21 protein-coding genes are annotated in these 26,594 nt (G+C 65.5%); 5 read left to right on the forward strand and 16 right to left on the reverse strand.

Annotated features, from left to right (window positions below; translation table 11 throughout):
• Positions 1-32: 32 nt before the first annotated feature.
• The 8 genes from oxc to C265_RS01185 all read right to left on the reverse strand — a co-directional run bounded on the left by oxc (position 33) and on the right by C265_RS01185 (position 11,540).
• Entirely contained in the window at positions 33-1,772 is a 1,740-nt protein-coding gene (oxc, locus tag C265_RS01150; RefSeq protein ID WP_010810216.1) for an oxalyl-CoA decarboxylase, read from the reverse strand.
• Positions 1,773-2,355: 583 nt separating this feature from the next.
• A complete protein-coding gene (oxlT, locus tag C265_RS01155) occupies positions 2,356-3,699 on the reverse strand; it encodes an oxalate/formate MFS antiporter (RefSeq protein ID WP_010810217.1) in 1,344 nt (447 codons plus the stop codon).
• A gap of 343 nt (positions 3,700-4,042) precedes the next feature.
• Positions 4,043-5,440 carry a Re/Si-specific NAD(P)(+) transhydrogenase subunit beta gene (gene pntB, locus C265_RS01160; protein ID WP_010810218.1) on the reverse strand — a complete coding sequence of 466 codons (1,398 nt, stop codon included), beginning with the start codon at positions 5,438-5,440 and terminating at the stop codon, positions 4,043-4,045.
• Positions 5,441-5,456: 16 nt separating this feature from the next.
• On the reverse strand, positions 5,457-7,019 hold the full coding sequence (locus C265_RS01165) for a Re/Si-specific NAD(P)(+) transhydrogenase subunit alpha (RefSeq protein ID WP_037023416.1): 1,563 nt from the start codon (positions 7,017-7,019) through the stop codon (positions 5,457-5,459).
• Between the two features lie 37 nt (positions 7,020-7,056).
• Positions 7,057-7,839 (reverse strand): fumarylacetoacetate hydrolase family protein, encoded by a 783-nt coding sequence (locus C265_RS01170; RefSeq protein WP_010810220.1) that lies wholly within the window; start codon positions 7,837-7,839, stop codon positions 7,057-7,059.
• 138 nt (positions 7,840-7,977) lie between these two features.
• Positions 7,978-9,210 (reverse strand): formyl-CoA transferase, encoded by a 1,233-nt coding sequence (frc, locus tag C265_RS01175; protein WP_010810221.1) that lies wholly within the window; start codon positions 9,208-9,210, stop codon positions 7,978-7,980.
• 357 nt (positions 9,211-9,567) lie between these two features.
• Positions 9,568-10,287 carry a GntR family transcriptional regulator gene (locus tag C265_RS01180; protein WP_010810222.1) on the reverse strand — a complete coding sequence of 240 codons (720 nt, stop codon included), beginning with the start codon at positions 10,285-10,287 and terminating at the stop codon, positions 9,568-9,570.
• Between the two features lie 275 nt (positions 10,288-10,562).
• The gene (locus tag C265_RS01185; RefSeq protein ID WP_010810223.1) at positions 10,563-11,540 is read right to left on the reverse strand and encodes a 2-dehydropantoate 2-reductase; all 978 of its coding nucleotides are present in this window, start codon (positions 11,538-11,540) and stop codon (positions 10,563-10,565) included.
• Positions 11,541-11,746: 206 nt separating this feature from the next.
• Here C265_RS01185 and C265_RS01190 point away from each other — a divergent pair, with 206 nt between their 5' ends.
• From C265_RS01190 to C265_RS01200, 3 genes are all read left to right on the forward strand, one after another.
• Positions 11,747-12,499 (forward strand): TerC family protein, encoded by a 753-nt coding sequence (locus C265_RS01190; protein ID WP_010810224.1) that lies wholly within the window; start codon positions 11,747-11,749, stop codon positions 12,497-12,499.
• A gap of 133 nt (positions 12,500-12,632) precedes the next feature.
• The gene (locus C265_RS01195) at positions 12,633-14,246 is read left to right on the forward strand and encodes a glucan biosynthesis protein (protein WP_010810225.1); all 1,614 of its coding nucleotides are present in this window, start codon (positions 12,633-12,635) and stop codon (positions 14,244-14,246) included.
• Between the two features lie 120 nt (positions 14,247-14,366).
• Positions 14,367-15,059 carry a GntR family transcriptional regulator gene (locus C265_RS01200; RefSeq protein WP_010810226.1) on the forward strand — a complete coding sequence of 231 codons (693 nt, stop codon included), beginning with the start codon at positions 14,367-14,369 and terminating at the stop codon, positions 15,057-15,059.
• Between the two features lie 24 nt (positions 15,060-15,083).
• On the opposite strand, the gene yedA is transcribed toward C265_RS01200, so the two are convergent.
• From yedA to C265_RS01220, 4 genes are all read right to left on the reverse strand, one after another.
• Positions 15,084-15,959, reverse strand: coding sequence for a drug/metabolite exporter YedA (gene yedA, locus C265_RS01205; protein ID WP_037023418.1), 876 nt, complete (start codon positions 15,957-15,959; stop codon positions 15,084-15,086).
• Positions 15,960-16,175: 216 nt separating this feature from the next.
• Positions 16,176-16,361, reverse strand: a complete 186-nt coding sequence (locus tag C265_RS01210; RefSeq protein ID WP_010810228.1) for a hypothetical protein — start codon at positions 16,359-16,361, stop codon at positions 16,176-16,178.
• Positions 16,362-16,502: 141 nt separating this feature from the next.
• On the reverse strand, positions 16,503-17,678 hold the full coding sequence (locus tag C265_RS01215; RefSeq protein WP_010810229.1) for a M20 aminoacylase family protein: 1,176 nt from the start codon (positions 17,676-17,678) through the stop codon (positions 16,503-16,505).
• 7 nt (positions 17,679-17,685) lie between these two features.
• Positions 17,686-18,684: a tripartite tricarboxylate transporter substrate binding protein gene (locus tag C265_RS01220; protein WP_010810230.1), complete on the reverse strand. Its 999-nt coding sequence runs from the start codon at positions 18,682-18,684 to the stop codon at positions 17,686-17,688.
• A gap of 114 nt (positions 18,685-18,798) precedes the next feature.
• Here C265_RS01220 and C265_RS01225 point away from each other — a divergent pair, with 114 nt between their 5' ends.
• Positions 18,799-19,710: a LysR family transcriptional regulator gene (locus C265_RS01225; protein WP_010810231.1), complete on the forward strand. Its 912-nt coding sequence runs from the start codon at positions 18,799-18,801 to the stop codon at positions 19,708-19,710.
• A gap of 172 nt (positions 19,711-19,882) precedes the next feature.
• Positions 19,883-20,686, forward strand: a complete 804-nt coding sequence (locus C265_RS01230) for a BPL-N domain-containing protein (protein ID WP_010810232.1) — start codon at positions 19,883-19,885, stop codon at positions 20,684-20,686.
• 39 nt (positions 20,687-20,725) lie between these two features.
• Here C265_RS01230 and C265_RS01235 read toward each other — a convergent pair whose 3' ends face one another.
• From C265_RS01235 to C265_RS01250, 4 genes are read right to left on the reverse strand one after another with little or no spacing between them, the layout of a single operon-like run.
• Positions 20,726-22,480, reverse strand: a complete 1,755-nt coding sequence (locus C265_RS01235; RefSeq protein WP_010810233.1) for a biotin carboxylase N-terminal domain-containing protein — start codon at positions 22,478-22,480, stop codon at positions 20,726-20,728.
• A gap of 27 nt (positions 22,481-22,507) precedes the next feature.
• Positions 22,508-24,151: a 5-oxoprolinase subunit PxpB gene (gene pxpB, locus C265_RS01240; protein ID WP_010810234.1), complete on the reverse strand. Its 1,644-nt coding sequence runs from the start codon at positions 24,149-24,151 to the stop codon at positions 22,508-22,510.
• Between the two features lie 27 nt (positions 24,152-24,178).
• Positions 24,179-24,991 carry a putative hydro-lyase gene (locus C265_RS01245; RefSeq protein ID WP_010810235.1) on the reverse strand — a complete coding sequence of 271 codons (813 nt, stop codon included), beginning with the start codon at positions 24,989-24,991 and terminating at the stop codon, positions 24,179-24,181.
• A gap of 28 nt (positions 24,992-25,019) precedes the next feature.
• Positions 25,020-26,273, reverse strand: a complete 1,254-nt coding sequence (locus tag C265_RS01250) for an MFS transporter (RefSeq protein WP_010810236.1) — start codon at positions 26,271-26,273, stop codon at positions 25,020-25,022.
• Positions 26,274-26,594 lie beyond the last annotated feature (321 nt).

Here is a 26,594-nt window from a genome sequence, read left to right on the forward strand (position 1 = left end):
CTATTGGATCAGAGGGGTGAAATTCGGGTGAATTACTTCTTGGCCGAGCTTTGCGGATTCAGATTGGTCAGACGACCGCTTTCCGTGCCAGCAGCCGGATCGATGACAGCGTTGACCAGCGTGGGCTTGCCCGAGCGCAGGGCTTCGTTCACCGCAGCCTCGAGTTCCGCCGGCGTGGTGACGTTGCGGCCGACGCCACCGAACGCTTCCATCATCTTGTCGTAGCGCGCGCCCGGGACGAACGTCGTGACCGCCGGATCCTTGCCGCCGGTCGGATTCACGTCGATGCCCTTGTAGACGCCGTTGTTGTTGAAAATGACGATGCAGACCGGCAGGTTGTAACGGCAGATCGTCTCGACTTCCATGCCCGAGAAACCGAACGCACTGTCACCGCACAGCGCCAGCACCGGCTTGCTGGTCTCGACCGCCGCGGCGACCGCGTAGCCCATGCCCACGCCCATCACGCCCCAGGTGCCTACGTCCAGGCGCTTGCGCGGCTCGTACATGTCGATCACGGCACGGGCGTAGTCCAGCGTGTTGGCGCCTTCGTTGACGAACGAGATGCCCGGGTTGGCCTTGACCACATCCTTCAGCACGTTCAGCGCGCCGTGGAAGTTCATCGGCGAGACATCCTTGGACCTGGCCAGGGTCTCGGCCATCTTCGCCAGGTTCGTGTCCCTGCGGTCGGCCACCGCGTTCAGCCACTCGGCGCCCGGCTTGGCAAAGTCATTGCCGACCTTGTCGAGGATCGCCGACACGCACGAACCAATGTCACCCACTACCGGCGCGGCGATGGCGACGTTGCTGTCCATCTCGGTCGCCGCGATGTCGATCTGGATGAATTGCTTCGGCTTGCCCCAGGTCTTGCCCTTGCCATGCGACAGCAGCCAGTTCAGGCGGGCGCCGACCAGCAACACCACGTCAGCTTCAGCCAGCACATACGAGCGTGCGGCCGAGGCCGATTGCGGATGCGTATCGGGCAGCAGGCCCTTGGCCATCGACATCGGCAGGTACGGAATGCCCGTCTTCTCGACCAGCGTGCGGATATCCGCTTCGGCGCGTGCGTACGCGGCACCCTTGCCCAGCAGGATCAGCGGGCGCTTGGCGCTCTTCAGCAGCGCGACGGCACGGTCGATCGAGTCCGGTGCAGGCAGTTGGCGCGGGGCCGGATCCACCACCTTGATCAGCGACTTGCGGCCCTTCTCGGCTTCCATCGACTGGCCCAGCAGCTTGGCCGGCAGGTCCAGGTACACACCGCCCGGACGGCCCGACACGGCGGCACGAATGGCACGCGCAATCCCGACACCAATGTCTTCAGCGTGCAGCACGCGGAAGGCAGCCTTGGCGTGCGGACGGGCGATGGCCAGCTGGTCCATCTCTTCGTAGTCACCCTGCTGCAAATCGACGATCTCGCGCTCGCTCGAGCCGCTGATCAGGATCATCGGGAAGCAGTTGGTGGTCGCATGCGCCAGCGCCGTCAGCCCGTTCAGGAAGCCCGGCGCAGAAACGGTCAGGCAAACGCCCGGCTTTTGGGTGAGAAAGCCGGCAATCGCTGCTGCGTTGCCTGCGTTCTGCTCGTGACGGAAGCTGATGACGCGCATGCCGTTGGCCTGTGCCAGACGGGCCAGATCGGTGACCGGAATGCCGGGCAGACCGTAGATGTTCTCGATGCCGTTCAGCTTCAGCGCGTCGATGACCAGATGAAAACCATCGGTTTGTGCCTGATGTTCTTCCGTGGCGTGACGCTGCAGTTCGTTTCCGACTTCTGCCATGGTTGATTCCTTCTATACAAATTGACTGGGGTTGGAATTCTTCTAATTCAGGGTGTCTTCCGCGTGGTGCTCCCGACCCGCTTGGCTTCGACGACTTCGGACATGTCTTGGTCTCCTCGTTGAACTCTTTACGGGGCGGGGCACTCTCGCCTTCTCGCCCTTCGCTGTTGCTACCCGTATGCCTTGCGGCGCCCGATCGTTTCACTCGATCTTGATGACATACGGTATGTGATATATCAGAACGAAGCAAGAAGAATTTCCCCTAGCCCTTCAAGTTTCGTCGATGCGGCGCAGCAATTTTGCAGGCAACTACGGCTAAATCAGCGTAATTTCTGAAAGCACGCGATTCATGCGCAATCGGCACAGATTTCCGGGCCATGTCGAAGCCTGGAAATCTCGCCGGGATTACGCATGAAGATATACTACATACCAAAAATTCCAGCGGCTTTATGGCTCTCTGGAACACATTGCCGCGCACTGGCGTCCTCCGCGAACACCAGCGCGCCCACTAATGGGAATGTCCTGCCCCCGCTCCGGAAGCCCGGCAGCCTACGCCAGCCCCCCTCTACCCTTCAGCCCGGGATTACTCCCCCTGACGCGGCGAAATGCCAGCCAGGAACGCGGTGTCGGACACGCGCACTGCCTCGGCATGCCCGGTGATAAAGCGCTTGCGCATGGGCGCCAGCAACACCTTGGCCGAGATCCCTGCCGCAATCGTCACCACCGCCGCCACCGAGAACACGGCTCCCCAGCCGCCATGCGCCGACAGGATCGATGCCAGCGGCACCACCATCGCCGCCGTGCCCTTCGCCGTGTACAGGGTGCCGGCATTGGCCGCGGCGAATTTGCTGCCGAAGGTATCGGCGCACAAGGCCGGGAAAATCGAGAAGATCTCGCCCCAGAACAGGAAGGTCAGCGCCGCGAAGAACATGAACCAGTACGGGTTGTGCCCCATCTGCATCAGCCCGAGCAGCGCCAGCCCCTCGCCGACGAAGATCACGAACATGGTGTTCTCGCGCCCGAACTTGTCCGACAGGAAACCGCACAAGGGCCGCGTAAAGCCATTGCACAGGTTGTCGATCGACAAGGTCATGGTCAGCAGCGGCAGCGTCATGCCCAGCATCGTCACCGGCATCGAGGCGAAGCCATAGTCCTTGGCGATGGGCCCGAGCTGCGCCGTCGCCATGATCCCCCCCGCCGCCACCGCGACAAAGCTCACGTAGATCAGCCAGAACACCGGCGTCTTCACCATCTGCCCCGGCGAGAACTCGACCGGGTTGGTCAGTACCGCCTTGGCCGCCACCGCGCCCTTGGGCGGCCTGGGCTTCACCAGCAGCAGTGCCAGCACGAAGATGCACACGCCCTGCAGGATGCCGAAGGTCAGGAAGGCCTTTTCATAGCCCGAGCTCTGGATCATGTTGGCGATGGGGATCACCGTAATGGCCGCGCCCGCGCCGAAACCCGCCGCCGTCAGTCCGGCCGCGAGGCCGCGCTTGTCCGGGAACCACTTCAGCGCGTTGCCGACGCAGGTCCCATAGACACCGCCCGCGCCGATGCCGGCAATCACCGCGGCCGCATACAGTTCCGGCAGCGTGGTCGCATAGGCATTCATCACCCATGCCAGGCCCGCGCAGATCGCCCCGCCCGCCACTACCGGGCGCGGGCCAAACTTGTCCACCAGCCAGCCCTCCAGCGGCACCAGCCAGGTTTCCGTCACGATGAAAATGGAGAATGCCACCTGGATGGCGGACGCGCCCCAGTGATGCTTGGCGTCCATCGGTGACACGAAGAGGGTCCAGCCGTATTGCAAATTCGCCACCAGCCCCATGCACACCACGCCAATTGCAAGCTGGATCCAACGGTTCTGCAGGCCGCGCCCGTTCACGTTGCCGTGACCGGCCGGGGCCGATACTTCAAATTGCGCCATCTGTCTTGTCTCCTGGTACTGTTTGTTTGTGCCTCGACTGGCACAACAGGGCTTTGTGGGTTGCCCTTCTCACAACTAGACCGGCGCCTGGCATTGCGGCACATGAAGTCGTGGATTGATGCTACCTGAAGCTTAATTTGACTAGTCTTAAAGTTTTTTATCGTTTCTATTTGCGATCGTTTATATATCGCGGAGCTGGCATGAATCCCCCGCCGGGCTTCCATAACAGGTTGTCTATGGACCCATCCAGACAACAAAAGCCACCGCCGCCCCGACAAACGCGGGGCGGCGGTGGCTTCGCGGCCGCCTGAACTGCTCAGCTTGGAGACCTCGACTCGCTAACTCAGGCCGGCGCTTCCTCCAGCTGCCTCAGCAGGGCATCGACACTGCCCTTGGCGTCGCCGAACCACATCCGCGTGTTGTCCTTGTAGAACAACGGGTTGTCCACGCCCGCATAGCCCGCCGCCATGCTGCGCTTGGACACCACCACGGTGCGGGCCTTCCAGACTTCCAGCACCGGCATGCCGGCAATGGGGCTGCCCGGGTCTTCCAGCGCACCGGGGTTGACGATGTCGTTGGCGCCCACCACCAGCACCACGTCGGCCTTCTCGAAGTCGTCGTTGATCTCTTCCATCTCCAGCACGATGTCGTACGGCACGCGCGCCTCGGCCAGCAGCACGTTCATGTGCCCGGGCAGGCGGCCAGCGACCGGGTGGATGCCGAAGCGCACGGTGACGCCCTGCGCCCGCAGCCGCCGCGCGATCTCGCTGATGGTGCCCTGCGCCTGCGCCACCGCCATGCCGTAGCCCGGCACGATGATCACGTCGCTGGCGTCCTTGAGCAGGTTGCCGACTTCCTCGCTGGACACCGGCAGCACTTCGCCCTGCTCGGTCGCCGCGCCCTGTGCCTGCACCGCGCCGAAGCCGCCCAGGATCACCGACAGGAACTTGCGGTTCATCGCCTTGCACATGATGTAGCTGAGGATGGCGCCGCTCGATCCCACCAGCGCCCCGGTGATGATCAGCAGGTCATTGCCCAGCATGAAGCCGGTGGCCGCCGCGGCCCAGCCGGAGTAGCTGTTGAGCATCGACACCACCACCGGCATGTCGGCGCCGCCGATGGCCAGCACCAGGTGCGCGCCGACCAGCAGCGCAATCACCGTCATCGCCGCCAGCGGCACCAGCCCCTGCTGCGCGTCGGGCGCGCTCAGGAAGGCATAGCCCAGCCACACGCAAACCAGCAGCGCGATGGCATTCAAGGCATGCCGCCCGGGCAGCAGCATCGGCTTGCCGCCCATGGTGCCCTGCAGCTTCAGGAAGGCGATGATCGAGCCCGTGAACGTGACCGCGCCGATCAGGATGCCAAGGTAGGTTTCCACTTCATGGATGGCCTTCTCCGCGCCGGTCAGCGCATGGCTATCCAGGTAGTTGGCATAACCCACCAGCACCGCGGCCAGGCCGACGAAGCTGTGCAGCACCGCCACCAACTGCGGCATCTGCGTCATTTCCACGCGCCTGGCCAGCATGGCACCGGCGATGCCGCCCACCAGCATCGCGCCGATGATGATGGCGATGCCGTCCGGGCTGCCCGCCAGCACGGTGGTCAGCACCGCGATCACCATGCCGGCGATGCCCAGCAGGTTGCCGCGGCGCGCGGTGCCGGGGTGGCTCAGCCCGCTCAGGCTGAGGATGAAGAGCGCGCTGGCGCCCAGGTAAGCGATATTGCTGATTCCGGATGGCATCCCTGTCTCCCCGTCTCTAGTCCCGCTGGAACATCTTGAGCATGCGCTGCGTCACCAGGAAGCCGCCGGCGATATTGATGGTGGCCAGCAGCACCGCGCTGCCGGCAATCACCGCCGTCAGCAGCGACGGCTTGCCCAGCTGCACCAGCGCGCCCACCACGATGATCCCGCTGATGGCATTGGTCACGCTCATCAGTGGCGTATGCAGCGCGGCGGTGACGTTCCACACCACCTGGTAGCCGACAAAGATCGCCAGCACGAACACCGTGAAATGCGCCATGAAGGCCGGCGGCGCGACCGCGCCCAGGCCCAGCAGCGCCGCCGCCGCGATGGCCAGCGCGATCAGCGTCGCGCCGGTGCGGCTGCGCGGCGGCTCGGCCTCGGCCTGCACCGGCGGCGGCGCGGCCGGCGCCTGCTGCTGCGGGATCGCCACCGTCAGCGGCGGCGGTGGCCAGGTCACCGTGCCCTGGTGCAGCACCGTGGCACCGCGGATCATCTCGTCGTCCATGTCGACCACGAGCTGGCCGTCCTTGCCCGGCGTCAGCTCCGTCAGCAGGTGGCGGATATTGGTGCCATAGAGCTGGCTGGCCTGCGCCGCCATGCGGCTGGGCAGGTCGGTGTAGCCGATGATGGTGACGCCGTGCTGCCGCACCGCCTCGCCCGGAACGGTCAGCACGCAGTTGCCGCCCTGCTCAGCAGCCAGGTCGACCACCACGCTGCCGGCGCGCATCAGGCCCACCGTGCCGGCCTCGAGCAGCTTGGGAGCGGGCCTGCCCGGGATCAGCGCGGTGGTGATGATGATGTCGACCTCGCGCGCCTGTTCGGCAAAGAGACGCATCTCGGCTTCGATAAAGGCCGGGCTCATCTCCTTGGCATAGCCGCCGCTGCCGCTGCCGTCCTCTTCGATCTCGACGGTCAGGAACTCGGCGCCCAGGCTTTCGATCTGCTGGCGCACCACCGGCCGCGTATCGAAGGCGCGCACCACCGCACCCAGGCTGCGCGCCGCGCCGATGGCCGCCAGCCCCGCCACGCCCGCGCCGATCACCAGCACGCGCGCCGGCGGGATCTTGCCCGCGGCCGTGATCTGTCCGGCAAAGGGCCGCCCGAACGCATGCGCGGCTTCGATCACCGCGCGGTAGCCCGCCATATTGGCCATCGAGCTGAGCGCATCGAGCTTCTGCGCGCGCGAGATGCGCGGCACGCAGTCCATCGCCAGCACGGTTGCGCCGCGCTGCGTCAGCCGCTCCAGCATCGCCATCTGCTGCGCCGGCCAGACAAAGCCGATCAGCGTGGCATGCTTCTTCAGCAGCGCCGCCTCTTCCACGCCCAGGCTGGGATGGACCTGCGGCGGGCGCACCTTGATCACCACGTCGACCGAGGCCCACAGGCTGGCCGCGTCGACAATGGCCGCACCGGCGGCGCTGTAGTCAGCGTCGGAGAACGACGCTTCCTGGCCGGCGCCGCTCTCCACCACCACCTGGTAGCCGAGCTTGAGCAGTTCCCTGACCGAGTCGGGCGTGGCGGCAACGCGCCGCTCGCCCGGGTGGACTTCGCGTGGCACACCGATCGTCATTGGCATGGCATTCACCGTTTTTTGGAAGGAATCGGGCGCCGGCTCAGCCGCGCACGTGGTTGACCAGCGAGCCGATGCCCGCGATCGCCACCTCGACCACCGCACCGTCCTTCATCGATCCCACGCCGATCGAGGTGCCGCACGCAATCACGTCGCCGGGCATCAGCGTCAGGTCCTGCGAGATCCGGCTGACCTGTTCCTCGGGCGAGAAGATCATGTCCGACAGCGGGTAGTTCTGCCGCTCCACGCCATCGAGCCGCGTGATGACGCTGGCGGCCTTCCAGTTGAAGCCGCAGACAATGGCCGGGCCGATGCAGCCGAAGGTGTCGAAGCCCTTGGCGCGCGTCCACTGCGGGAAGTTGGGGTCGGCCGTGATCAGCTCGGCCGCGGTCACGTCGTTGACGACGGTATAGCCGAAGATATGCGCGCCGGCCTCGGCCACCGACACATTGCGCGCCTTGCTGCCGATCACGATGCCCAGCTCGCCCTCATAGACGATCTTGCCGTCGTAGCTCTTGGGGCGCTGCACCGCATCGCCCGGCCCGGCCAGCGACGAGGCCGGCTTGAGCAGGAACAGCGGGTGCGTGGGCACGGGCTTTTCCAGCTTGCGCGCGAGTGCGTGGAAGTTGTTCCACAGTGCCACCACCTTGCCCGGCGCACAGGGCGCGAGCAGCGTCAGCGACGCGCGCTCATGCACGGCGCCGGTGGGGGCGGGGTCGTTGAAACCGTCGCCGTCATATTCGACGACACGGTTGCCATCGGCTTCGTCGATGCGGCCATGGCCGATGCTGCCGTCAGCGCGGCGAAAGCGTATCCAGGTTTGCACAGCATGCTCCTTGCGCAGGCAAAGCGGGGCCCTGCCTGCTCCGATGTCGGTTGCAGGATCTTGGAAGAAATGGGATCGTGGGCGGCTCGCGCCCGGATTCGTCATTCCCGCACAGGCGGGAATGACGTCAGGCTTGCGTCATACCGCGCCGGCCAGCTTCATCGCGGCGATCTGCGCGGGCGAGCGCCCCAGCCACTCGAGAATCTCTTCGGTATGCTCGCCCAGCAGCGGCGAACGCTCGATCTCCACCGGCGATGCCGAGAGCGTGATCGGGCAGCCCAGCTGCACGTAGCTGCCGCGCTGCGGGTGCTCCAGCTCCTTCAGGTAGCCGCGCTGGTACAGCGACTCGTCCTCGATCAGGTCCTTCATCGACAGGATCGGGCCGCACGGAACATCGACCTCGTTGAGCGCCGCCATCACGTCGAACTTGCTGCGGCCACCGGTCCATTTCTCGATCACGGCGAAGCAGTCGGCCAGGTGCTTGAGGCGTGCTTCTGGCGTGGCGTAGTCCGGATTGGTGATCAGGTCCTCGCGCCCGCACAGGCGCATCAGCGGCTCCCAGCCTTGCGGCTGGATGATGACGTAGACATAGTCGTTAGGGCCGCCCGGCGCGCAGCGCAGCGCCGCGCCAGGCTGGCCGCCGCCCGAGGCATTGCCGGCGCGCGGCACGTGGTCGCCGAACTCTTCGTTCGGGTACTCGCGCAGCGGGCCGTTGGCCAGGCGCTGCTGGTCGCGCAGCTTGACGCGGCACAGGTTCAGCACCGCGTCCTGCATCGCCACTTCCACGCGCTGGCCGCGGCCGGTGTGCTCGCGCTGCAGCAGCGCGGCCAGGATGCCGACCACGCAATGCACGCCCGTGCCCGAATCACCGATCTGCGCGCCGGTGACAGTGGGCACGCCCTCGGCATCGCCCGTGGTGGAGGCCGAACCGCCCATGCACTGGGCCACGTTCTCATACGCCTTGCAGTCCGCGTACGGCCCCGGGCCGAAGCCCTTGATCGAGGCATAGACCAGCCGCGGGTTCAGGTCCTGCAGGTGGTCCCAGTCAAAGCCCGCGCGCTCGAGCACACCCGGCCCGAAGTTCTCGATCAGCACGTCGCTGCGCTGGACCAGGTCTTCGAGCAGCGCCTTGCCTTCGGGCGTCTTCATGTTCAGCGTCAGGCTGCGCTTGTTGCTGTTGAGCATGGTGAAGTACAGGCTGTCGGCATTGGGCACGTCGCGCAGCTGGCTGCGGGTGATGTCCCCGCGGCCGGGCATTTCCACCTTGATCACGTCCGCGCCCAGCCACGCCATCAGCTGCGTGGCCGAGGGGCCCGCCTGGACGTGGGTCATGTCCAGGATGCGAACGCCTTGCAGTGCCTTGGTTTCCATTTCGGATGTCTCCTCGGACGATGGTTTCACTTGTATATGGTCTGTTCTGGTGCCCGGCGCGTACTCGCTCGCGTCCGTTCCGGCCCTCTTGATGACATACGGTATGTGATATATCAGAAGAGAGCAAGAGGAGTTTGCCCGATGCAACACAAATTTCGACGATGCAATGCAGCAATCGGCCTGCTTTGCTTGCCCGAAGTGGGAAACCCAGTGAAATTCCGAATCAGTCAGCCAGCATCTTTTCCGCATTGATATATCACATACCATAGCGCGAAAAGCTTGCGCGTCATCCGGGAACGTACAAAAGCAAAACGGCGGACCAAGGTCCGCCGTTTTGCCGCCCTACCCCGCCCGCCTTCAGTCGAGGAAGTCGCAGTGCCGTTCCACGTAGTCAGCCAGATCCAGCGAATGCTGCCGCACCAGCCGCTCGGCCAGCTCGGTATCGCGTTTCTCCAGCGCCTCGATGATGCGCAGGTGGTCCACGATCGAACGTGCCGCCCGGTCGCTCTGCGAGATCGTCATCTTCCGGATCGCGCGCACGTGGATGAAGATATTGCGGATCGTGTCCATGATGATCTGCGACTTGGACAGCTGCACGATCGCCTGGTGGAAGGCGATATTGGCGTCGGAATACTCTTCGATATGCTCGGCCGGGGTGGAATCGCGGAAGCTGTCGAACATGCTGCGCAGCTGCGCGATCTCGGCATCGGTGGCGTTCTCGGTGGCCAGCCGCGCGGCCATGCTTTCCAGCGCGGCCCACATCTGGATCATCTCCACGATCTCGCGCTTGGTCTTGCGCATGATGTAGATGCCGCGCCGGGGCACGGTGCGCAGGAAGCCCTCCTGCTCCAGCAGCGTCATGGCTTCGCGGATGGGCGTGCGGCTGACACCCATGGCCTCGCTCAGTACCCGCTCATCGAGGCGGATCTCGTCGCGCGACTGGTAGATGTCAGCGTCGGCGATGGCCTGGCGCAACATGGCGTAGGCCTGGTCGCGCAGGCTCGCGCCGGCATTGATCGGTTGCACGGACAAGGCCAGCCCGTTGGGCTGGACGATGGATTGGCTTTGCGCAGACATGAATGAGCTCGTGTGAGACCAGCGGCAGGTGGCCGGAATGGCTGCCCCCCGCATTGCCGCACAGCTTAGCAAAAACGCCGGACCCATTACGAAAACGCATCAAACAATGCGTTGTTGTCATGCATCGGCACAGTAGCGGTGCGCGGTCTGTCGTATATGGTATATCACTATCGCCTGCCTTTCTCGCTTCGCAAGCCCGGCTAACGCTACCTTGGCGCGCCTGGCGTGCGCCAGGGGATACCTGACCCGGCGGTATCCCCTGTTCCCAGCCGCGCTCAGGCGGCCAGCTTGGCCATCGTGTCGCGCTGCTTGATCAGACCCAGCACGGCATCGCACATCGGCGTGGGCTGCGCGACCAGACGTCCCATTTCCTGCACCACGGTCAGCAGCGGGTCGATTTCCATGGCCCGCCCGGCCTCCAGGTCCTGCAGCATCGAGGTCTTGTGCGCGCCCACGGCACCGGCGCCGTCGATGCGCCGCTCCACGTCGACGCGGAATTTCACCCCGAAGCGCTCGGCGATGCCCTGCGCCTCAACCATCATCTGGCGCGACAGCGCCCGCGTGGCCGGGTCGGCGGTGATGACGTCGAGCGTGGCATGCGTGAGCGCGCTGATCGGGTTGAAGCACAGATTGCCCCACAGCTTGAGCCAGATCTCGTCGCGGATATTGTCGCGCACCGGGGCGTCCAGGTCGGCGGCCATCATCATTTCGCTGAGCCGGGTCACGCGCGCCGAGCGGCTGCCATCCGGCTCGCCCAGCGGAAACTTCTTGCCGTAGACGTGCTTGATCACGCCCGGCGCAACGATCTCAGCCGCGGGATAGACCACGCAGCCGATCGCCCGCTCCGGCCCCAGGCCCTGCCACTGGCGCCCGCCGGGATCGACGCTTTCCAGCGTACTGCCGGCCAAGTCGCCGCCATGCTTGTAGAAATACCAGTACGGAATGCCGTTGACGCCGGTGACGACCGCGGTTTCCGGCCCCAGCAGCGGCTGCATCTGGTCCACCACGCCCGGGACGGAATGCGCCTTGAGGGTGATGAACACATAGTCCTGGTGTCCGAGCTCGCGCGGATCGCTGGTGCAGCGCACCTTGGCCACGCGCTCCTCGCCGTCGATCAGCAGCCTGACACCATGTTCCTGCATTGCCGCGAGATGGGGGCCGCGCGCGACGAAGCTGACCTCCGCCCCCGCGCGCGCCAGCTGCGCCCCGACATAGCCGCCGATCGCGCCTGCGCCGTAGATACACACTTTCATTGCTGTCTCCTTGATGGCTCGATTTGGATCTTTTGATATATCACATACTATATTCCATCGAGGCGCATGGCAACCGCGTAGAACAACCTTTATCTTTCCGGATCACACGGCGCGGGCAAGCGGCGCTGCGCTAACATAACGCCTGCATGTGCCCCGGGCGGACCACCGTCCGGCGCCGAGTTGCAACCTGACACCCGGAGCCCCCCATGGAAGCGTCGTTGGCATTGCTGCAGGACCCCGCCGCGTGGGCGGCACTGGCCACCCTGGTGGCCATGGAAATCGTGCTGGGGATCGACAACCTGATCTTCATCTCGATCCTGACCAACAAGCTGCCTGAAGCCATGCGCGAGAAGGCGCGCAAGGTCGGCATCAGCCTGGCGCTGGTGATGCGCCTGGGCCTGCTGGCCACCATCGCCTTCATCGTCAAGCTCACCGAGCCGGTGTTCACCATCCTGGGCCAGGGGCTGTCGTGGCGCGACATCATCCTGATCGCGGGCGGCGCCTTCCTGGTCTGGAAGGCCACGCGCGAAATCCACCACCACGTCACCGCCGCCGAAGAAGGCGAGGAAGGCGGCACAGCCAAGGCGGTGCAGAGCTTTGCCGCGGCCATCGGCCAGATCCTGGTGCTCGACCTGGTGTTCTCGATCGACAGCATCATCACCGCGGTCGGCATGACCGAGCATGTGCAGATCATGTTCGTGGCGGTGATCGCCGCGGTGATGGCGATGCTGTTCGCGGCCACGCCGCTGGCCAACTTCATCAACCGCAACCCGACCATCGTTATGCTGGCGCTGGCCTTCCTGATGATGATCGGCATGACGCTGATCGCGGAGGGCCTCGGCACCCATGTGCCCAAGGGCTATATCTATACGGCGATGGCGTTCTCGGCCGCGGTCGAGGGGCTGAACATGCTGGCGCGGCAACGGCGCCAGCGGCGCCGGGCCAGCGGGCAGGCCTGATGTGCGGCGGCGGCCGCTTGCAGCCGGGCTGCGGGCGGCCGCCTGTAACAGAGGGTGTCCGAACTTTTCGCGGACGGCGGCGTCTCTTACAGTTCTGCACAACCCCCGGACAATAAAAGGACGCTTTCGCCACATGATGAACCGCCGAACCCTGCTGGTCTCCGCCACTGCCTCCGCCGCGCTCGCCGCACTGGGCATTACCCCGTCGGTGCTGGCAGCCAGCCGGATCAAACTCGGCGACGCCCAGCCATTCGGTTTCGACGCCCTGATCGAACGCGCCCGCACACTGGCCGGCAAGCCCTACGCGCCGCCGCCGTCACCGCCCGCGGACGTGCTGTCCCGCATCGACTACGACGCCCACGGCAAGATCCGCTTCCGCACCGACGACGCGCTCTTTGCCAGTGGCCCAGGCCAGTTCCCGGTCACCTTCTTTCACCTCGGCACGTACTTCCGCACGCCGGTGCGCATGCACGTGATCGAACGCGCCAAGGGCGGCCTCGGCAAGGCCCGCGAGATCGTCTACGACGACGCCTACTTCGACATGCCGGCCGACAGCCCCGCGCACAAGCTGCCGCCGGGCAGCGGCTTTGCCGGCTTCCGCTTCCAGGAAAGCCGCCTCGGCGACCAGAAGACACGCGACTGGCGCAAGAACGACTGGGTTGCCTTCCTCGGCGCGTCGTATTTCCGCGCCATCGGCGACCTGTACCAGTACGGGCTGTCCGCGCGCGGCATCGCCATCGACGTGGCCGAAGCCGGCAAGTCCGAGGAATTCCCGGCCTTCACCCATTTCTGGTTCGAGACGCCCGAGGGCAACGGCGATACCGTCACGGTCTATGCGCTGCTGGATGGCCCCAGCATCGCCGGCGCCTACCGCTTCGTCATGCAGCGTGGCAAGGCCGTGATCATGGATGTGGAGTGCGCGCTGTTCCTGCGCAAGGATGTGGGCCGGCTGGGGCTGGCGCCGCTGACCTCGATGTTCTGGTTCTCTGAGGGCATCAAAGGCACCGCCGTCGACTGGCGCCCGGAGGTGCATGACTCCGACGGCCTGGCGCTGTGGAACGGCGCCGGCGAGCATATCTGGCGCCCGCTGAACAACCCGCCGCAGACCACGGCCTCGGCGTTTTCCGACGATAACCCCAAGGGCTTCGGGCTGCTGCAGCGCGACCGCCTGTTCGACCACTACCAGGACGGCGTCAACTATGAGCGCCGCCCGAGCCTGTGGGTCGAGCCGCGCGACGGCTGGGGCGCCGGTTCGGTGCAGCTGGTTGAGCTGCGCACCGATGACGAGATCCACGACAACATTGTCGCCATGTGGGTGCCCAAGGCCCCGGCCAGGGCCGGCAGCACCTACCGCCTGCGCTACCGGCTGCACTGGCAGGCCGACGAGCCCTTCCCCTCGCCGCTGGCGCGCTGCGTGGCCACGCGCCTGGGCAATGGCGGTCAGCCGGGCCAGCCGCGGCCCAAGGGCGTGCGCAAGTTCATGGTCGAGTTCAAGGGCGCGCCGCTGGAGAAACTGCCCTTCGGCGTCAAACCTGAAGCCGTACTGACCGCATCGCGCGGCAGCTTCTCCTACGTCTTCACAGAAGCCGTGCCCAACAATGTGCCGGGCCACTGGCGTGCACAATTTGACCTGACCGCCGACGGCAACCAGCCGGTCGATATCCGCCTGTTCCTGAGGCTCAACGGCAAGCCGCTGTCGGAGACCTGGCTCTATCAATACCATCCGTTCCAGTCGCCGGCGGGCTGAGGTGCCCGGCACGGCCGCGCGCCTGGCCCTTTACACCATATTGCGTCGCCGTGATGTCAGGCGCGCACGAGCGGGTATGATGACTGGCTACGACAGTCCAACTGCATCAGCCAGCCTCACATGATTTCTCAAGAGTTCGCCGGCGCCGCCGAGAGTGGCCAGGCCGCATCGCTCCCGCGCTCGGAGCGCGCCTACCAGCAACTGCGCGCCGCCATCCAGGCCGGCCAGCTGCCCCCCGGCACGCGGCTGCGCGAGGTGGAACTGGCCGAATCCCTGGGCCTGTCGCGCACGCCTGTGCGTGAAGCGCTGTCGCGGCTGGAGTCCGAAGGGCTGGTCGTCAACGAGCCCAACCGCGGCATGATGGTCACCCAGCTCGACGCCAGCATGGTCAGCGAGCTGTACGTCATGCGCGAAGTGCTGGAAGGCACCGCCGCCGCGCTGGCCGCGCGCCATGCCACCGACGTGGAGATCTCGCTGCTGCGCGATATCGTCGAGCGCGACCTGGCCATCGCCGACGACCCCGACCGGCTCGCGCTGAACAACCGGCTGTTCCACGAAACCCTGCACCGCTGCGCCCACAACCGCTACCTGCTGAAGACGCTGCGCTCGCTGCATGAGTCGATGGCACTGCTGGGACGCACCACGCTGGCGGTACCAGGGCGCGCGCGCAGCTCCTACGAAGAACACATCTCGCTGGTCGAGGCGCTGGAAAAGCGCGACCCGGCACTGGCCGAACAGATCGCGCGCCGGCATATCCAGCAGGCCTACAAGGTGCGGCTGTCGCTCTGGATCCAGGAACAGTCGGGCAGTTGATCTGCCCGGCAGCAGTCGGCCGTATCAGGCCGCCTGGGCCCGCGCCGTGCGCAGCGTGCCCAGGCTAAGCACGGCCAGCGCCACCAGGATCAGCATCACGGCACCCAGCGTCTGCGGCGCGATCTGCTCGCCGCCCAGCCATGCGCCCATCGCCAGCGCCACCGGCGGGTTCACATAGACATAGCTGGCCGACAACGTCTGGCTGACAGTGGACACCAGGTACATGTAGGCAGAGAACGCCACCAGCGACCCCGCCACCACCAGGTAGACCCAGGCCCAGCCGGCCTGCGCGCTGACCGATGCCGGCCACGGCTCCTGCCGCAGCGCCGACAGCACCATCAGCACCACGCCGCCGATCAGCATCTCCGCGGCAAATGCCGCGGCGCCTTGGGGCAGCTCCATCCGGCGCGCCAGCTGCGAGCCGAATGACCAGCTCGCCACTGCCAGCATCAGCGCCACCACGCCCCCGGTGCTGACGCGGAATTCCGCCCCCGCGGTCAGCACCAGGATTCCCAGGCTGCCGATCGCGATCGCCACGTACTCATACCATTTCGGCCGGTTGCCGAAGCAGGCACTCCAGATCAGCGCGAAGATCGGCATCGACCCGATCATCACCGTGGTGGCACCGGAAGAAATCGTCTGCTCGGCAATCGCGGTCAAACCCATGCCGCCCACCAGCAGGAACAGCGCCGGCACCGCGCAGTTGCGCAACAGCCGCCACGACGGCATCGGCGTGCCCCGCCACGCCAGCCACGCGGCCAGCAGCAGGCCCGCGCACAGGAAGCGCGTGCCCATCATGAACAGCGGCGGAAAGCTCTCCAGCGTGAAGCGGATTGCCAGGTAGGTCGTGCCCCAGACCACATAGGTGATCAGCAGGCACAGCAGGACAAGCGGGGGCATGGTCGGGAAGGCGTATTGCGAAGGCATCCACGATAGCCCCCTGCCACGTCCCGGCCAAACGAAAAGGTCTGGCAAGCCTTGCGAAAGTTATTCACAAAGCACGCAAGAACCGCGGGCAAAACAAAACCGGCCGCGTCTGCCCGGGCGGGCGCACGTATGGCCGGTTCTACAACGCAGCCCGCAACGGGCCACAACTACTCTGCTGCAAACAACTCTTTAGCCGTTGGCGTAGACCACGTGGGCCTTGCGGGCCTGGGTCTGCAGGCGCTCGATCGCGCTCTGGACGAAGGCGATGGCGCGCTTCACGTCGTGGGCGAAGCCCAGGCTTTGCGTTCCGAGTTCACGGTCGATCAGTTCGCGTTCGAGTTGGTCAGTCAGCTTGATATCGGATTGGGTGTTCATGGCGTCCTTCCTTTCGGGATTACCCTTATGGGGTTTTCCCTGATTGTAGCAGAGGAATTGTCGCAATGCAGCATTAGGTGAAAGTACGTATGCGGGAGCGCAACCATGAGTTGTCGCAAGTGCTACCAGGGTCGGCAGCGTTTAGTCCACGAGGAAACGTTCGCACAGCAGGGCCCAATACGCCGCACCGACAGCAATGTTCCCATCATTGAAGTCGTAGCCGGGATTGTGGACCGAGCAGCCTCCGGCCTTTCCGCCTTCGCCGTTTCCAAGCCACAGGTAGCAGCCAGGCACGGCATCCAGCATGAAGGCAAAGTCCTCACTGGCGGCAATGGGCGACGCCTGGCAGTTGACGTGGCTCGCGCCCAGCAAGTCCAGGGCGACCTGGCTTGCGAACGCCGTTTCGGCCGGCGTATTCACCAGGACTGGATACCCGCGCTGATAATCGACCTGCGCCGTGACGCCATAACTCTGCGCCTGCGCGGATACCAGGTCCCTGACACGCTGCTCGATCCGCTCTCGCACATCGCGGTCCAGTGCGCGGACACTCAGCCTGAGCACGGCGTGCGAGGGAATGATATTGGAGACGGTACCGGCCTGGAACGCGCCCACGGTAATGACCGCCGCTTGCAGCGGATCGACATTGCGCGCCACGATAGTCTGCAAGGCCATCACGATGGAGGCGCCGGCCACGACAGGGTCGGCCGCGTGGTGCGGGATCGCCGCATGGCCGCCGACGCCTTCCAGCGTGATGGTGACGTTGTCGGCCGAAGCCTGCGCAGCGCCCTCGCGCAACAGCAGACGGCCCGATGCGGTGCCCGGTACGTTGTGCATGGCGAAGACGGCATCGCAAGGGTACTTCCTGAACAGTCCGTCCTCCATCATCTTCTTTGCACCGCCCAACCCCTCCTCTGCCGGCTGGAAGATAAGGTTCAGGGTTCCGCTGAAGTCGCCGCGCCGGGCGAGGTACTTTGCTGCGCAAAGCAGCATGGTGGTATGCCCGTCATGCCCGCAGGCGTGCATCACGCCGGGATGGCAGCTGGCATAGGGGAGCCCTGTGGCCTCCTCCATCGGCAGGGCATCCATGTCGGCGCGAATGCCAAGGCTGCGGTTGCCCGTACCGCGTCGCAGCCGGCCGACGACCCCCGTTGTCCCCAGCCCGCGCTCGACCTCATAGCCCCATTCGGCGAGCAGGCTGGCCACCATGTCGCTGGTGCGGTGTTCCTCGAAGCCGAGCTCCGGATGCCGGTGCAGGTCACGGCGAACTGCTACGAACTCTTCGGCGCTGTCCCGCAGCGCGGCCAGGATGGGATGCATGTCGTCCTTATTGCGGCTGCAAGCCGATGGCACGGGCAATGCCGCGGTATTGTTCGATGCTCTGCTGATAGGCCTTCTGACTTTCGGCAAGCGACACCGGCTTGGACGCAGGCAGGTTCGCGGCATCCAGGCTTGCGCGCACCGAGGGGTCGGCCAGCGTATGCACAATCGCGTTGTGCACCGCCTGCACGACAGGCTCGGCAGTGTCCTTCTTCACGAAGATGCCAGCCCAGGTTGAATAGTTGAAGCCTCGCAGCGCCTTGCTCTCATTGACGCTGGGGACCGACTTCACTGCCTCCACTCGCGTAGGCGACAGTACGGCCAGCATCCGGACCTGGCCGGTGCGCATGCGTTCGATGTCAGGCTTGCCAAATGGCGAGATGAAGATATCGACGATTCCGCCAACGAGGTCCTGGATCACGGGCGCGCCGCCCTTGTAAGGGACGTGAGTCATCGGCGCTCCGATGGTTTGGGACATGTGCGCCCCCAGGAGGTGATAGAGCGAGCCGATGCCGACGCTGGCGTACGTCAGTGGTTTGCCGGCCTTGGCTGCCTGCGCGGCATAGGCGGCGAGTTCGTCGACATCCTTTACCGGCAGATCCCTGCGCACCAGGATGGCAAGATCGACAGTGCCGACCATATGCACCAGCCTGAAATCTTCGCTCCTGAATTTGATTGCGGCATTGGCCAGCGGCGTAGTGATGAGCTCGCCGGGCCCTGCCTGCAATAGCAGGTGGCCGTCGGCCGGTGCATGAAGGACCTTCTGCGCGGCAATCGCGCCACCAGCTCCCCCGAGGTTCTCGACGATGACTGGCTGCCCGAACTGCCGGGCCAGGGACCCGTTCAGGTTCCGGGCAACAACGTCGGAGAGGCCGCCCGCCGGGAACGGCACCATCAGCGTTACCGGCCGGTCAGGAAAGCCGTGTGCCGGCGCCAGCCCTGCAAAAAGCAGTGCTGCAACCAGGCCGCCGAGCCAACGGCGGCCAATGTTCTTGAATCGGGTCATGGCGGTCTCCTCAATGCGTGTTCTTGTGGAATCGGATCGTAAAGCGCCGTCCGGCATGCGTCCAATGCATTATCGGTCTAAAATTTATTCAAAAATCTCATCTATAAGTGCGCAATGCATCTCAAACATCTCAAGCATCTGCTGATGGTGGCGGATATGGCGTCCTTCAGCCAGGCGGCACAACGCCTGCACCTGACCCAGTCCGCGCTGAGCCGGAGCATCCAGACGTTGGAGGACGAACTGGGAGGCCGCCTGATCGACCGGCACGGCAAGCGCAATGTGCTGACCCCATTGGGGGAGCTGACTGCAAACCGGGCCCGGCGCATCGTGTTCGAGGAAGCGGAACTGCACCGCAGCGTCGAACTGTTCCACCACCACCACCTGGGTGCCATCCGCGTCGGGCTGGGCGCGGGGCCGGGCGCAGTGCTGGCGACGCCGTTTCTCCGATACATGGCCAGGCACCATCCCGGCATACAGGTCAGCGTGTCGCTTGGTACTTCCGATGCGCTGATGATCCAGCTGCGTCAGCGATCGCTTGATGCAGTCATCGTGGAGGTGAGCAGCGTGGCGCCAGCAACGGACCTTCGCCACGAACTGCTGAACGCGTTGCAGGGCCGCTTTATCTGCCGCACAGGACATCCGCTTGTGCAACAGGCTGCCGGCGGAGACGCCGTATCGTTTGACGATGTCATGCGTTATCCGCTGGCTTCCGCCCCGCTCAGCACGGAAGTCGCGCGCAACCTGGTGAAGCGCTTCGGTCCACGCGCGGATCCGGAGCATTGCCTTAGCCTCAGGTGCGAGAATGTCCGGAGCCTGGTCGAAGCTGTGCTGGATTCCGACGCGATACTGTTCAGCATCGTCGCCGCAGTGCGTGCGGAGATTGCCGCAGGAAAACTATGCGAACTGGTCACGACCCCAGCGGTCGATGATGGCCCCCGCTATGCCTTTTTCACCCTGGCGGGGCGGACCGAGGCGCCCAGCATGGAAATATTCCGGAAATTCACGGACGAGCATTTGCGTGACTAGCCGCCAGGCGAGCTGTTCCCGATCGGCAGCGTTATGCTTGAATCCATTCAGGGCAATGATGTGCCTTGTCGATGCACAACAAGAGTTCCTTGGATCACCCAACCTCCACTCCGAGACCGGTACCGGAGCCGTCCCGTGAGTTCCCGTTCCTTATTCAAAAGCGGATGCCGGTATGCCAAGGCCCCAGATCCTGACCTATGTCGACGCCGGCGCTTCCGACTGGACCGCATGCCTGATGCGGACCATCGGGCACCAACTCCACGCCAGCACCTACGAGAACCGTGCGGTGATGGCAGACGACATCCGGCACGACGCCACGCTGTTCGATGGGGCGGTGCTGTTTGTCATGCCGGGAGGCGCCGACCTTCCCTACTGTGCAATGCTGAACGGTGCCCCGAACGCGCGCATCCGGCGTTTCGTCGAGCAGGGCGGCGTCTACCTCGGGATTTGCGCGGGCGCTTACTACGCATGTCGGGAACTGGCGTTTCACGCCGGCACCAGGGGCGCAATCTGCGGCCCGCGCGAGCTGTGCTTTGTCGACGCCGTGGCAGTGGGCTCGCTGCCAGAACTGACTGACGGCATGCTGTATGACGGCACGCCGCGTACCACGGCCGCGGTGAGACTGCGCACCACGGACAGCCTGACCGATGTCCCGATGTCGCTATACACCCACTACCATGGCGGCTGCCGCTTTGACTTCGGCGACGCTCCCGGCGCTGACACGCAGGTCCTGGCCGTCTATGCGGATATCGATGGCACGCCGCCCGCCATCGTCAGTTCACGGGTTGGCAAGGGCCGCGCGGTGCTCGCCGGCGTCCACCTTGAGATCTCCGAGCGGGAGTGCAAGGATGCGCTGCGCGGACACAGCGATATGCGTGAACACCTCCATGTCTGCGACCGGCTGGCGGAGACCGGCGATACACGCCTGGCGGTGTTTCGCCGGTTGCTGGCGCACGCGGGGCTGGTGCTGAACTGAGCGGCGCGCCCTACCCTTTGGCCGGCATTCTTGGTGAATTCACACAATGTTGACCAGCCGCGTCCCCGCCGTCAGGAACGTGCCTGCGGCCGCCTGCCACGTTACGCGGCCGCCGCGATGAGCATGGACTTGCATCTCCATCTTCATGGCTTCCATCACGGCGATCAGATCGCCTTCCTTGACCTCGTCGCCAACTGCGACCTTCCAGGTCTGCACGGTGCCGGCGATCGGGGATGGCAGGTCGGCCGGGTCAGTAGCGGCGGCCTGGGCCGGCGCCGCGGCGCTGCCTTGCCCGGGCGCCGCGGCGCTGCCTTGCCCGGGCGCGTCGGCGAGGCCGCGCAGCAGCTGCGCCGGCAGCCCCAGCACCATGCGGCGGCCGTCGATTTCGATGGCGGTGCGCAACAGGCTGGCATCGTGCCGGGGCTCGGCACGGGTGGCCGCTGCCAGCGGTTCGGCGAAGTCGGACTCGATCCAGCGCGTGTGGACCCTGAAGCCATCCGCGCCGAGGAAATCTGCGTGGTCGATCACCGCACGGTGGAACGGCAGCACCGACGCCACACCCTCGATACGGAACTCGCGCAGCGCACGGCGTGCGCGCGCCAGCGCCTGTTCGCGCGTGGCACCGGTCACGATGAGCTTGGCCATCAGCGAGTCGAATGTGCCGGGGACCACCGAGCCCGACTGCACACCCGAGTCCACGCGCACCCCGGGGCCCGACGGAGCTTCGAAGGTCTGCACCGGCCCGGGCGTGGGCAGGAAGCCGCGGCCCACGTCCTCGGCGTTGATGCGGAACTCGATTGAATGGCCCAGCGGCGCCGGGGTTTCGGTAATGGAGAGCGGCAAGCCATCCGCCACGCGCAATTGCTCGACCACCAGGTCCACGCCGGTGGTCTGCTCGGTCACGGGGTGCTCCACCTGCAGGCGGGTGTTGACCTCCAGGAAGGAGATCGCGCCGCTGGCGCTGAGCAGGAATTCCACGGTGCCGGCACTGGTGTAGCTGGCCGCCGCGCAGATGTCGCGGGCGGCGGCGTGGATACGCGCGCGCTGCGCGTCGGTCAGGAACGGCGCGGGGGCTTCTTCGACCAGCTTCTGGTTGCGGCGCTGCAGCGAGCAGTCGCGCGTGCCCAGCACCACGACATTGCCATGCTGGTCGGCCAGTACCTGCGCTTCGATATGGCGGGGCTTGTCGAGGAACTGCTCAACGAAGCATTCGCCGCGGCCAAAGGCAGTGACAGCCTCGCGCACGGCGGAGGCGTACAACTCTTCCACCTCATCCATGCGCCATGCGATCTTCATGCCGCGGCCGCCGCCGCCGAAGGCTGCCTTGATGATGATCGGCAGGCCGTACTGCTCGGCAAAGGCCAGTACCTCACTGGCATCCACGACCGGGTCGGGCGTGCCGGCGACCAGCGGGGCGCCAACCTGCAAGGCGATCTTGCGCGCTTCCACCTTGTCGCCCAGCCGCGCAATCGTGGCGGGAGACGGGCCAATCCAGACCAGGCCGGCATCGATCACGGCCTTGGCAAAGGCTTCACTTTCCGACAGGAAGCCGTAGCCTGGATGCACGGCATCTGCCCCGCTGCGCCGGGCGATATCGAGCAGCTTGGGAATGTTCAGGTAGGTGTCGGCCGGACGGTCGCCATCCAGGCCGTAGGCCTCGTCGGCCAGCCGCGCGTGCAGCGCGTCGATGTCAGCATTGGCATACACGGCCACCGACCCGACTCCGTAGTCGGCACAGGCGCGGATGATGCGGACGGCAATCTCGCCACGGTTGGCAATCAGGACTTTCTTCATCGCAAATCTCGGTTGGGGCTTGTGCGCTCAGGCGGCAGACGGTCGCTGCGCCGACAGTTGCAGCTCTGACGGTTGAAGTTCTTCGAAGGCACCGAGCGGGTTGAAGCGCAGCCAGGCGCCAACCGGAATCTGTCCGGCGCGGTCCAGGTGGTAAGGCGCCACGGCCCCGATCACGGGGTAGCCGCCGGTCAGCGGGTGGTCGGCCAGGAACAGCACGGGTTGGCCGCTTGGCGGCACCTGCAACGCACCCAGGGCGGTGCCCTCGCTGGGCAGCTCGCCGGTGATGGCGCGCTCCAGCGGCACCTCGCCGGCCAGGCGCAGGCCCACGCGGTTGGATTGCGGGGTGACTTGCCAGCGCTGCGCGGCAAGGCGCGCCACGGACTCCGCAGTGAACCAGTCGGTGCGGGGACCGAGCACCACATCCAGCACGACGTCCTGCTCCACCGTGGGCAGATCGGCGGCAGGCAACCCGGGGGTGCCCACGACGGCGCCGGCCGGTGCGGGCAGCAGGTCCAGCACATCGCCCACGGCCAGCGGCGCGGGACCGACCTTGGCCAGCGAGTCAGTCGCACAACTGCCCAGGACCGGCGTGACGGCAAACCCGCCGCGTGCAGCCACATAGCTGCGGGCGCCGGCAAGAGGCTGACCGATGCTCAGCGTGTCGCCATCGGCCAGCGCCAGGGCCTGGTGGTTCGGGACGCTCCATTGGCGACCATCGGCAGTGCGCACCGTCAGCGCCGCATCGGCGCCAGTGACAGCCAGCACGGTTTCACCCACGCTCTGCAGTTGCAGGCCGCCGCCCACGGTCTCGAGCGCCGCGCCGTCGCTGCGGTTGCCGACCAGGCGGTTGGCCATCTTGAGGGCGGCCTGGTCCATCGCACCCGAGGCCGAGACGCCCTGCCCCGCCTGGCCGTGCCGGCCCAGGTCCTGGAACACGGTCTGCAGCCCGGTGGCCTTCACCTTCAGCGCCGCGGCAGCAGCCGCCTTGTCCGTCGGCAACGGCTGGCGCGCCGGGACGCCGGCGGCGATGGCGCTGCCCGCATCGAGCACGCCATCGAGCGTGGCGATGTCGATGAAGCGCACGCGATAGCCGGGCTGCAGCAGCGCAGGCTGTTCGCGATTCAGGTCCCACATGGCCACGGGGGTAACCCCGATGATCTGCCAGCCGCCCGGGCTTGCCTGCGGGTACACGCCGCTGAAGGTGCCAGCCAGGCCCACGGCGCCGGCGGGAATACGCGTGCGCGGCGTACTGCGGCGCGGCACGTCGAAGCTGGGATGGCCGCCGCTGAGATAGGCAAAGCCTGGCGCAAAGCCGGTAAAGGCAACGGTGTATTCGCTGCCGGTGTGGCGGCGCACCACTTCCCTGGGCGTGATGCCAAGCAGCTGGGCCACCTCGGCCAGGTCCTCGCCGTCATAGCGCACCGGAATCTCGACCAGGATGTTGCTGCGCTCGACGCGCTGCGACAGGTCGCGCGCGGCGATGGCCGATACCAGCGCGGCGGCGCTGATGGCCGATGGGCGGAAGTGAACGAGGATGGTGCGCGCGGCGGGCACCAGCTCCGCCACGCCGTGCACGGGATCGCGCTGCAGCGAGGCCAGCAGGGCCAGGGTCTGGTCCAGGTCGGCCAGTTCCACCAGCAGTGCATTCGAAGTGACGGGCAGAAAACGCAAAACGAGCTCCGCAATGACCCGGAGGTCCTAGACGTGATACGTGCTGTCTGGCACGTCGGTAATGAACATGTGGCCCGGCGCATGCGTCACGGCGAACGGCACGCCTGACGCCATCACGGCCGCCTGGGGCGTGACGCCGCAAGCCCAGAACACCGGGATCTCGCCCGGCTCGATACGCACGGCGTCACCAAAGTCAGGCCTGGCGAGGTCGGCAATGCCCAGCGCGGCCGGATCGCCGACATGGACGGGCGAGCCGTGCACCGACGGGAAGCGTCCGCTGATGGAAACCGCATCGGCAACCCGATGCGCAGGGATGGGCCGCATGGACACGACCATCTCGCCATGCAGGCGGCCAGCCGGGCGACACTGGCGGTTGGTGCGGTACATCGGCACGTTGGAACCGTCGGCGATATGCCGCACCTCGATGCCTGCCTCTTGCAGCGGCGTCTCGAAGGTGAAGCTGCAGCCGATCAGGAAGGTGACCAGGTCCGGGTGCTCAGTCCACAGGGGCGTGGCATCCGCCACCTCCTCCGCCAGCTTGCCGTCGCGCCACACGCGATACAGCGGGATATCGGTGCGGATATCGGCCCCTTGCGCCAGCACGGTCTGCTGTGCACCCGCTTCGATCACGTCGAGCACGGGACAGGCCTTGGGGTTGCGTTGCGCGTACAGCAGGAAGTCCCAGGCCCAGTCGCGCGGCAACGCGATCATGTTGGCTTGCGTCATCCCCGGTGCAATGCCGGCGGTAGGCTGTACCGTGCCGGCACGGTAGCTTGCGCGCGCGGCGCGCGCGGCGTTCACGGCGGCGATGCGGGTGCGTTCCAATGCGGAATCTTGCATGCGTGTTGCTCCAGTGTCTTGGATCAGATCAATGCGCAGCCTCGGCCCCGGCTTCGGCGAGCAATTCGCGCCCTTGCGTTTCCGGCAACAGCAGGCAGGCGATAACGACCAGCCCATAGGCGCCGGCGGCGAGATAGCCGATGGCAACCCCCAGCGACATCGATGCGCTCATATGCCCGATCATGGCCGGGAATATGGAACCGACCGCACGGCCAAAGTTGTAGCAGAAGCCCTGGCCGGAGCCGCGGATATGGCTCGGATACAGCTCCGTCAGGTAGGCCCCCATCCCCGAGAAGATCCCGGACAGGAAGAAACCCAGGGGGAAACCCAGCACCAGCATCGCGGCGTCGGTGATCGGCAACTGCGTATAGCAGATCACGAGGAAGGCCGCGCTCACCGCAAACAGCATGAAGCAACGCCGGCGCCCCAGGCGGTCGGACAGCCAGGCGCTGGTCAGGTAGCCGGCGAAGGACCCGGCGATCAGCACCATCAGGTAGCCGCTGGTGTTGAGCACGGAGAGATTGCGTTCCATCTTGAGGTAGGTGGGCAGCCAGGTCGTCACCGAATAGTAGGCACCTTGCATGCCGGTCGCCAGCAGGCTTGCCAGCACCGTCACGCGCAGCACGCCGGGCTTGAAGATCAGCATGAAGTTATTGCTTTGCCCGGTGCGGGCCAGCTTGGCCCTGGTTTCCTGATACACCTCGGGCTCGGAGATATTGCGGCGGATATACAGGATAAAGACCGCTGGCAGCACGCCGGCCCAGAACAGCACGCGCCATGCGTATTGCTGCTCGAACACGGCATAGACCGCCCAGAATGCAATCGCCGACAGGCCCCAGCCGATGGCCCAGCTGCTTTGCACCAGTCCGACCGCCTTGCCACGGTGGCGGGCCCGGATCATCTCGGCGATCAGCAGGGAACCGACTGACCATTCGCCGCCAAAGCCCAGGCCTTGCAGCATGCGGGTCAGGAACAGTTGCTCGGGGGACTGGGTGAAGCCGCTCAGGAACGTGAAGAAACTGAACCAGAGCACGGTCAGCTGCAGGATCCGCACGCGACCATATTTGTCGGCCAGGATGCCGGCCAGCCAGCCGCCGATGGCCGAGCTGATGAGCGCGCCCGTCGCGATGTAGCCAGCCTCGGCCTTGGTCATGCCCCACACCAGGATGAAGGTGGGGATCATGAAGGTGTAGATCATGTAGTCGAAGGCATCGACCCCATAGCCGACGAAGGCGGCAAAGAGCGTCTTGCGCTCCGCCTGATTTGTTTCTTTAAGCCACATGGTTGCGCTCACTATGGATAAGGACAAAGCGTGGACAAGGCTCGTCGCGATGTCTTCACGACGAAGTTCCGGTAGCGAGCAAGACCACTAAGACAGCGGCCCCGCACCCCAGCCGTTGTTTAGCAAAACACATGCCATGTTCATCTATCTGCACGTATGACTCAACCACCGTGACTTATTGTTGAACAATATTGGCTGAGGTTCGATTCTCGTATACACCTAAGTCACGTCTGCAGGGCAGACTTCGCACCAATCTTGTGCCTATTGTTCAACAAAGTGAGATAACATCGCCGCACGGGGCATGCCGGAACCTGTCGCCCC

The sequence above is a fragment of the Cupriavidus sp. GA3-3 genome (assembly GCF_000389805.1).
Lineage (GTDB): Bacteria > Pseudomonadota > Gammaproteobacteria > Burkholderiales > Burkholderiaceae > Cupriavidus > Cupriavidus necator_D.

Excerpts from the sequence above, each read along its gene's own strand:
- C265_RS01215 (WP_010810229.1), bottom strand. The coding sequence starts at position 17,678 with ATGCATCCCATCCTGGCCGCGCTGCGGGACAGCGCCGAAGAGTTCGTA.
- pntB (WP_010810218.1), bottom strand. The coding sequence starts at position 5,440 with ATGCCATCCGGAATCAGCAATATCGCTTACCTGGGCGCCAGCGCGCTC.
- C265_RS01200 (WP_010810226.1), top strand. The coding sequence starts at position 14,367 with ATGATTTCTCAAGAGTTCGCCGGCGCCGCCGAGAGTGGCCAGGCCGCA.
- C265_RS01245 (WP_010810235.1), bottom strand. The coding sequence starts at position 24,991 with ATGCAAGATTCCGCATTGGAACGCACCCGCATCGCCGCCGTGAACGCC.
- oxc (WP_010810216.1), bottom strand. The coding sequence starts at position 1,772 with ATGGCAGAAGTCGGAAACGAACTGCAGCGTCACGCCACGGAAGAACAT.
- C265_RS01230 (WP_010810232.1), top strand. The coding sequence starts at position 19,883 with ATGCCAAGGCCCCAGATCCTGACCTATGTCGACGCCGGCGCTTCCGAC.
- oxlT (WP_010810217.1), bottom strand. The coding sequence starts at position 3,699 with ATGGCGCAATTTGAAGTATCGGCCCCGGCCGGTCACGGCAACGTGAAC.
- C265_RS01165 (WP_037023416.1), bottom strand. The coding sequence starts at position 7,019 with ATGCCAATGACGATCGGTGTGCCACGCGAAGTCCACCCGGGCGAGCGG.
- C265_RS01210 (WP_010810228.1), bottom strand. The coding sequence starts at position 16,361 with ATGAACACCCAATCCGATATCAAGCTGACTGACCAACTCGAACGCGAA.
- C265_RS01180 (WP_010810222.1), bottom strand. The coding sequence starts at position 10,287 with ATGTCTGCGCAAAGCCAATCCATCGTCCAGCCCAACGGGCTGGCCTTG.
- C265_RS01190 (WP_010810224.1), top strand. The coding sequence starts at position 11,747 with ATGGAAGCGTCGTTGGCATTGCTGCAGGACCCCGCCGCGTGGGCGGCA.
- C265_RS01225 (WP_010810231.1), top strand. The coding sequence starts at position 18,799 with ATGCATCTCAAACATCTCAAGCATCTGCTGATGGTGGCGGATATGGCG.
- C265_RS01195 (WP_010810225.1), top strand. The coding sequence starts at position 12,633 with ATGATGAACCGCCGAACCCTGCTGGTCTCCGCCACTGCCTCCGCCGCG.
- C265_RS01185 (WP_010810223.1), bottom strand. The coding sequence starts at position 11,540 with ATGAAAGTGTGTATCTACGGCGCAGGCGCGATCGGCGGCTATGTCGGG.
- yedA (WP_037023418.1), bottom strand. The coding sequence starts at position 15,959 with ATGCCCCCGCTTGTCCTGCTGTGCCTGCTGATCACCTATGTGGTCTGG.
- C265_RS01250 (WP_010810236.1), bottom strand. The coding sequence starts at position 26,273 with ATGTGGCTTAAAGAAACAAATCAGGCGGAGCGCAAGACGCTCTTTGCC.
- frc (WP_010810221.1), bottom strand. The coding sequence starts at position 9,210 with ATGGAAACCAAGGCACTGCAAGGCGTTCGCATCCTGGACATGACCCAC.
- C265_RS01220 (WP_010810230.1), bottom strand. The coding sequence starts at position 18,684 with ATGACCCGATTCAAGAACATTGGCCGCCGTTGGCTCGGCGGCCTGGTT.
- C265_RS01235 (WP_010810233.1), bottom strand. The coding sequence starts at position 22,480 with ATGAAGAAAGTCCTGATTGCCAACCGTGGCGAGATTGCCGTCCGCATC.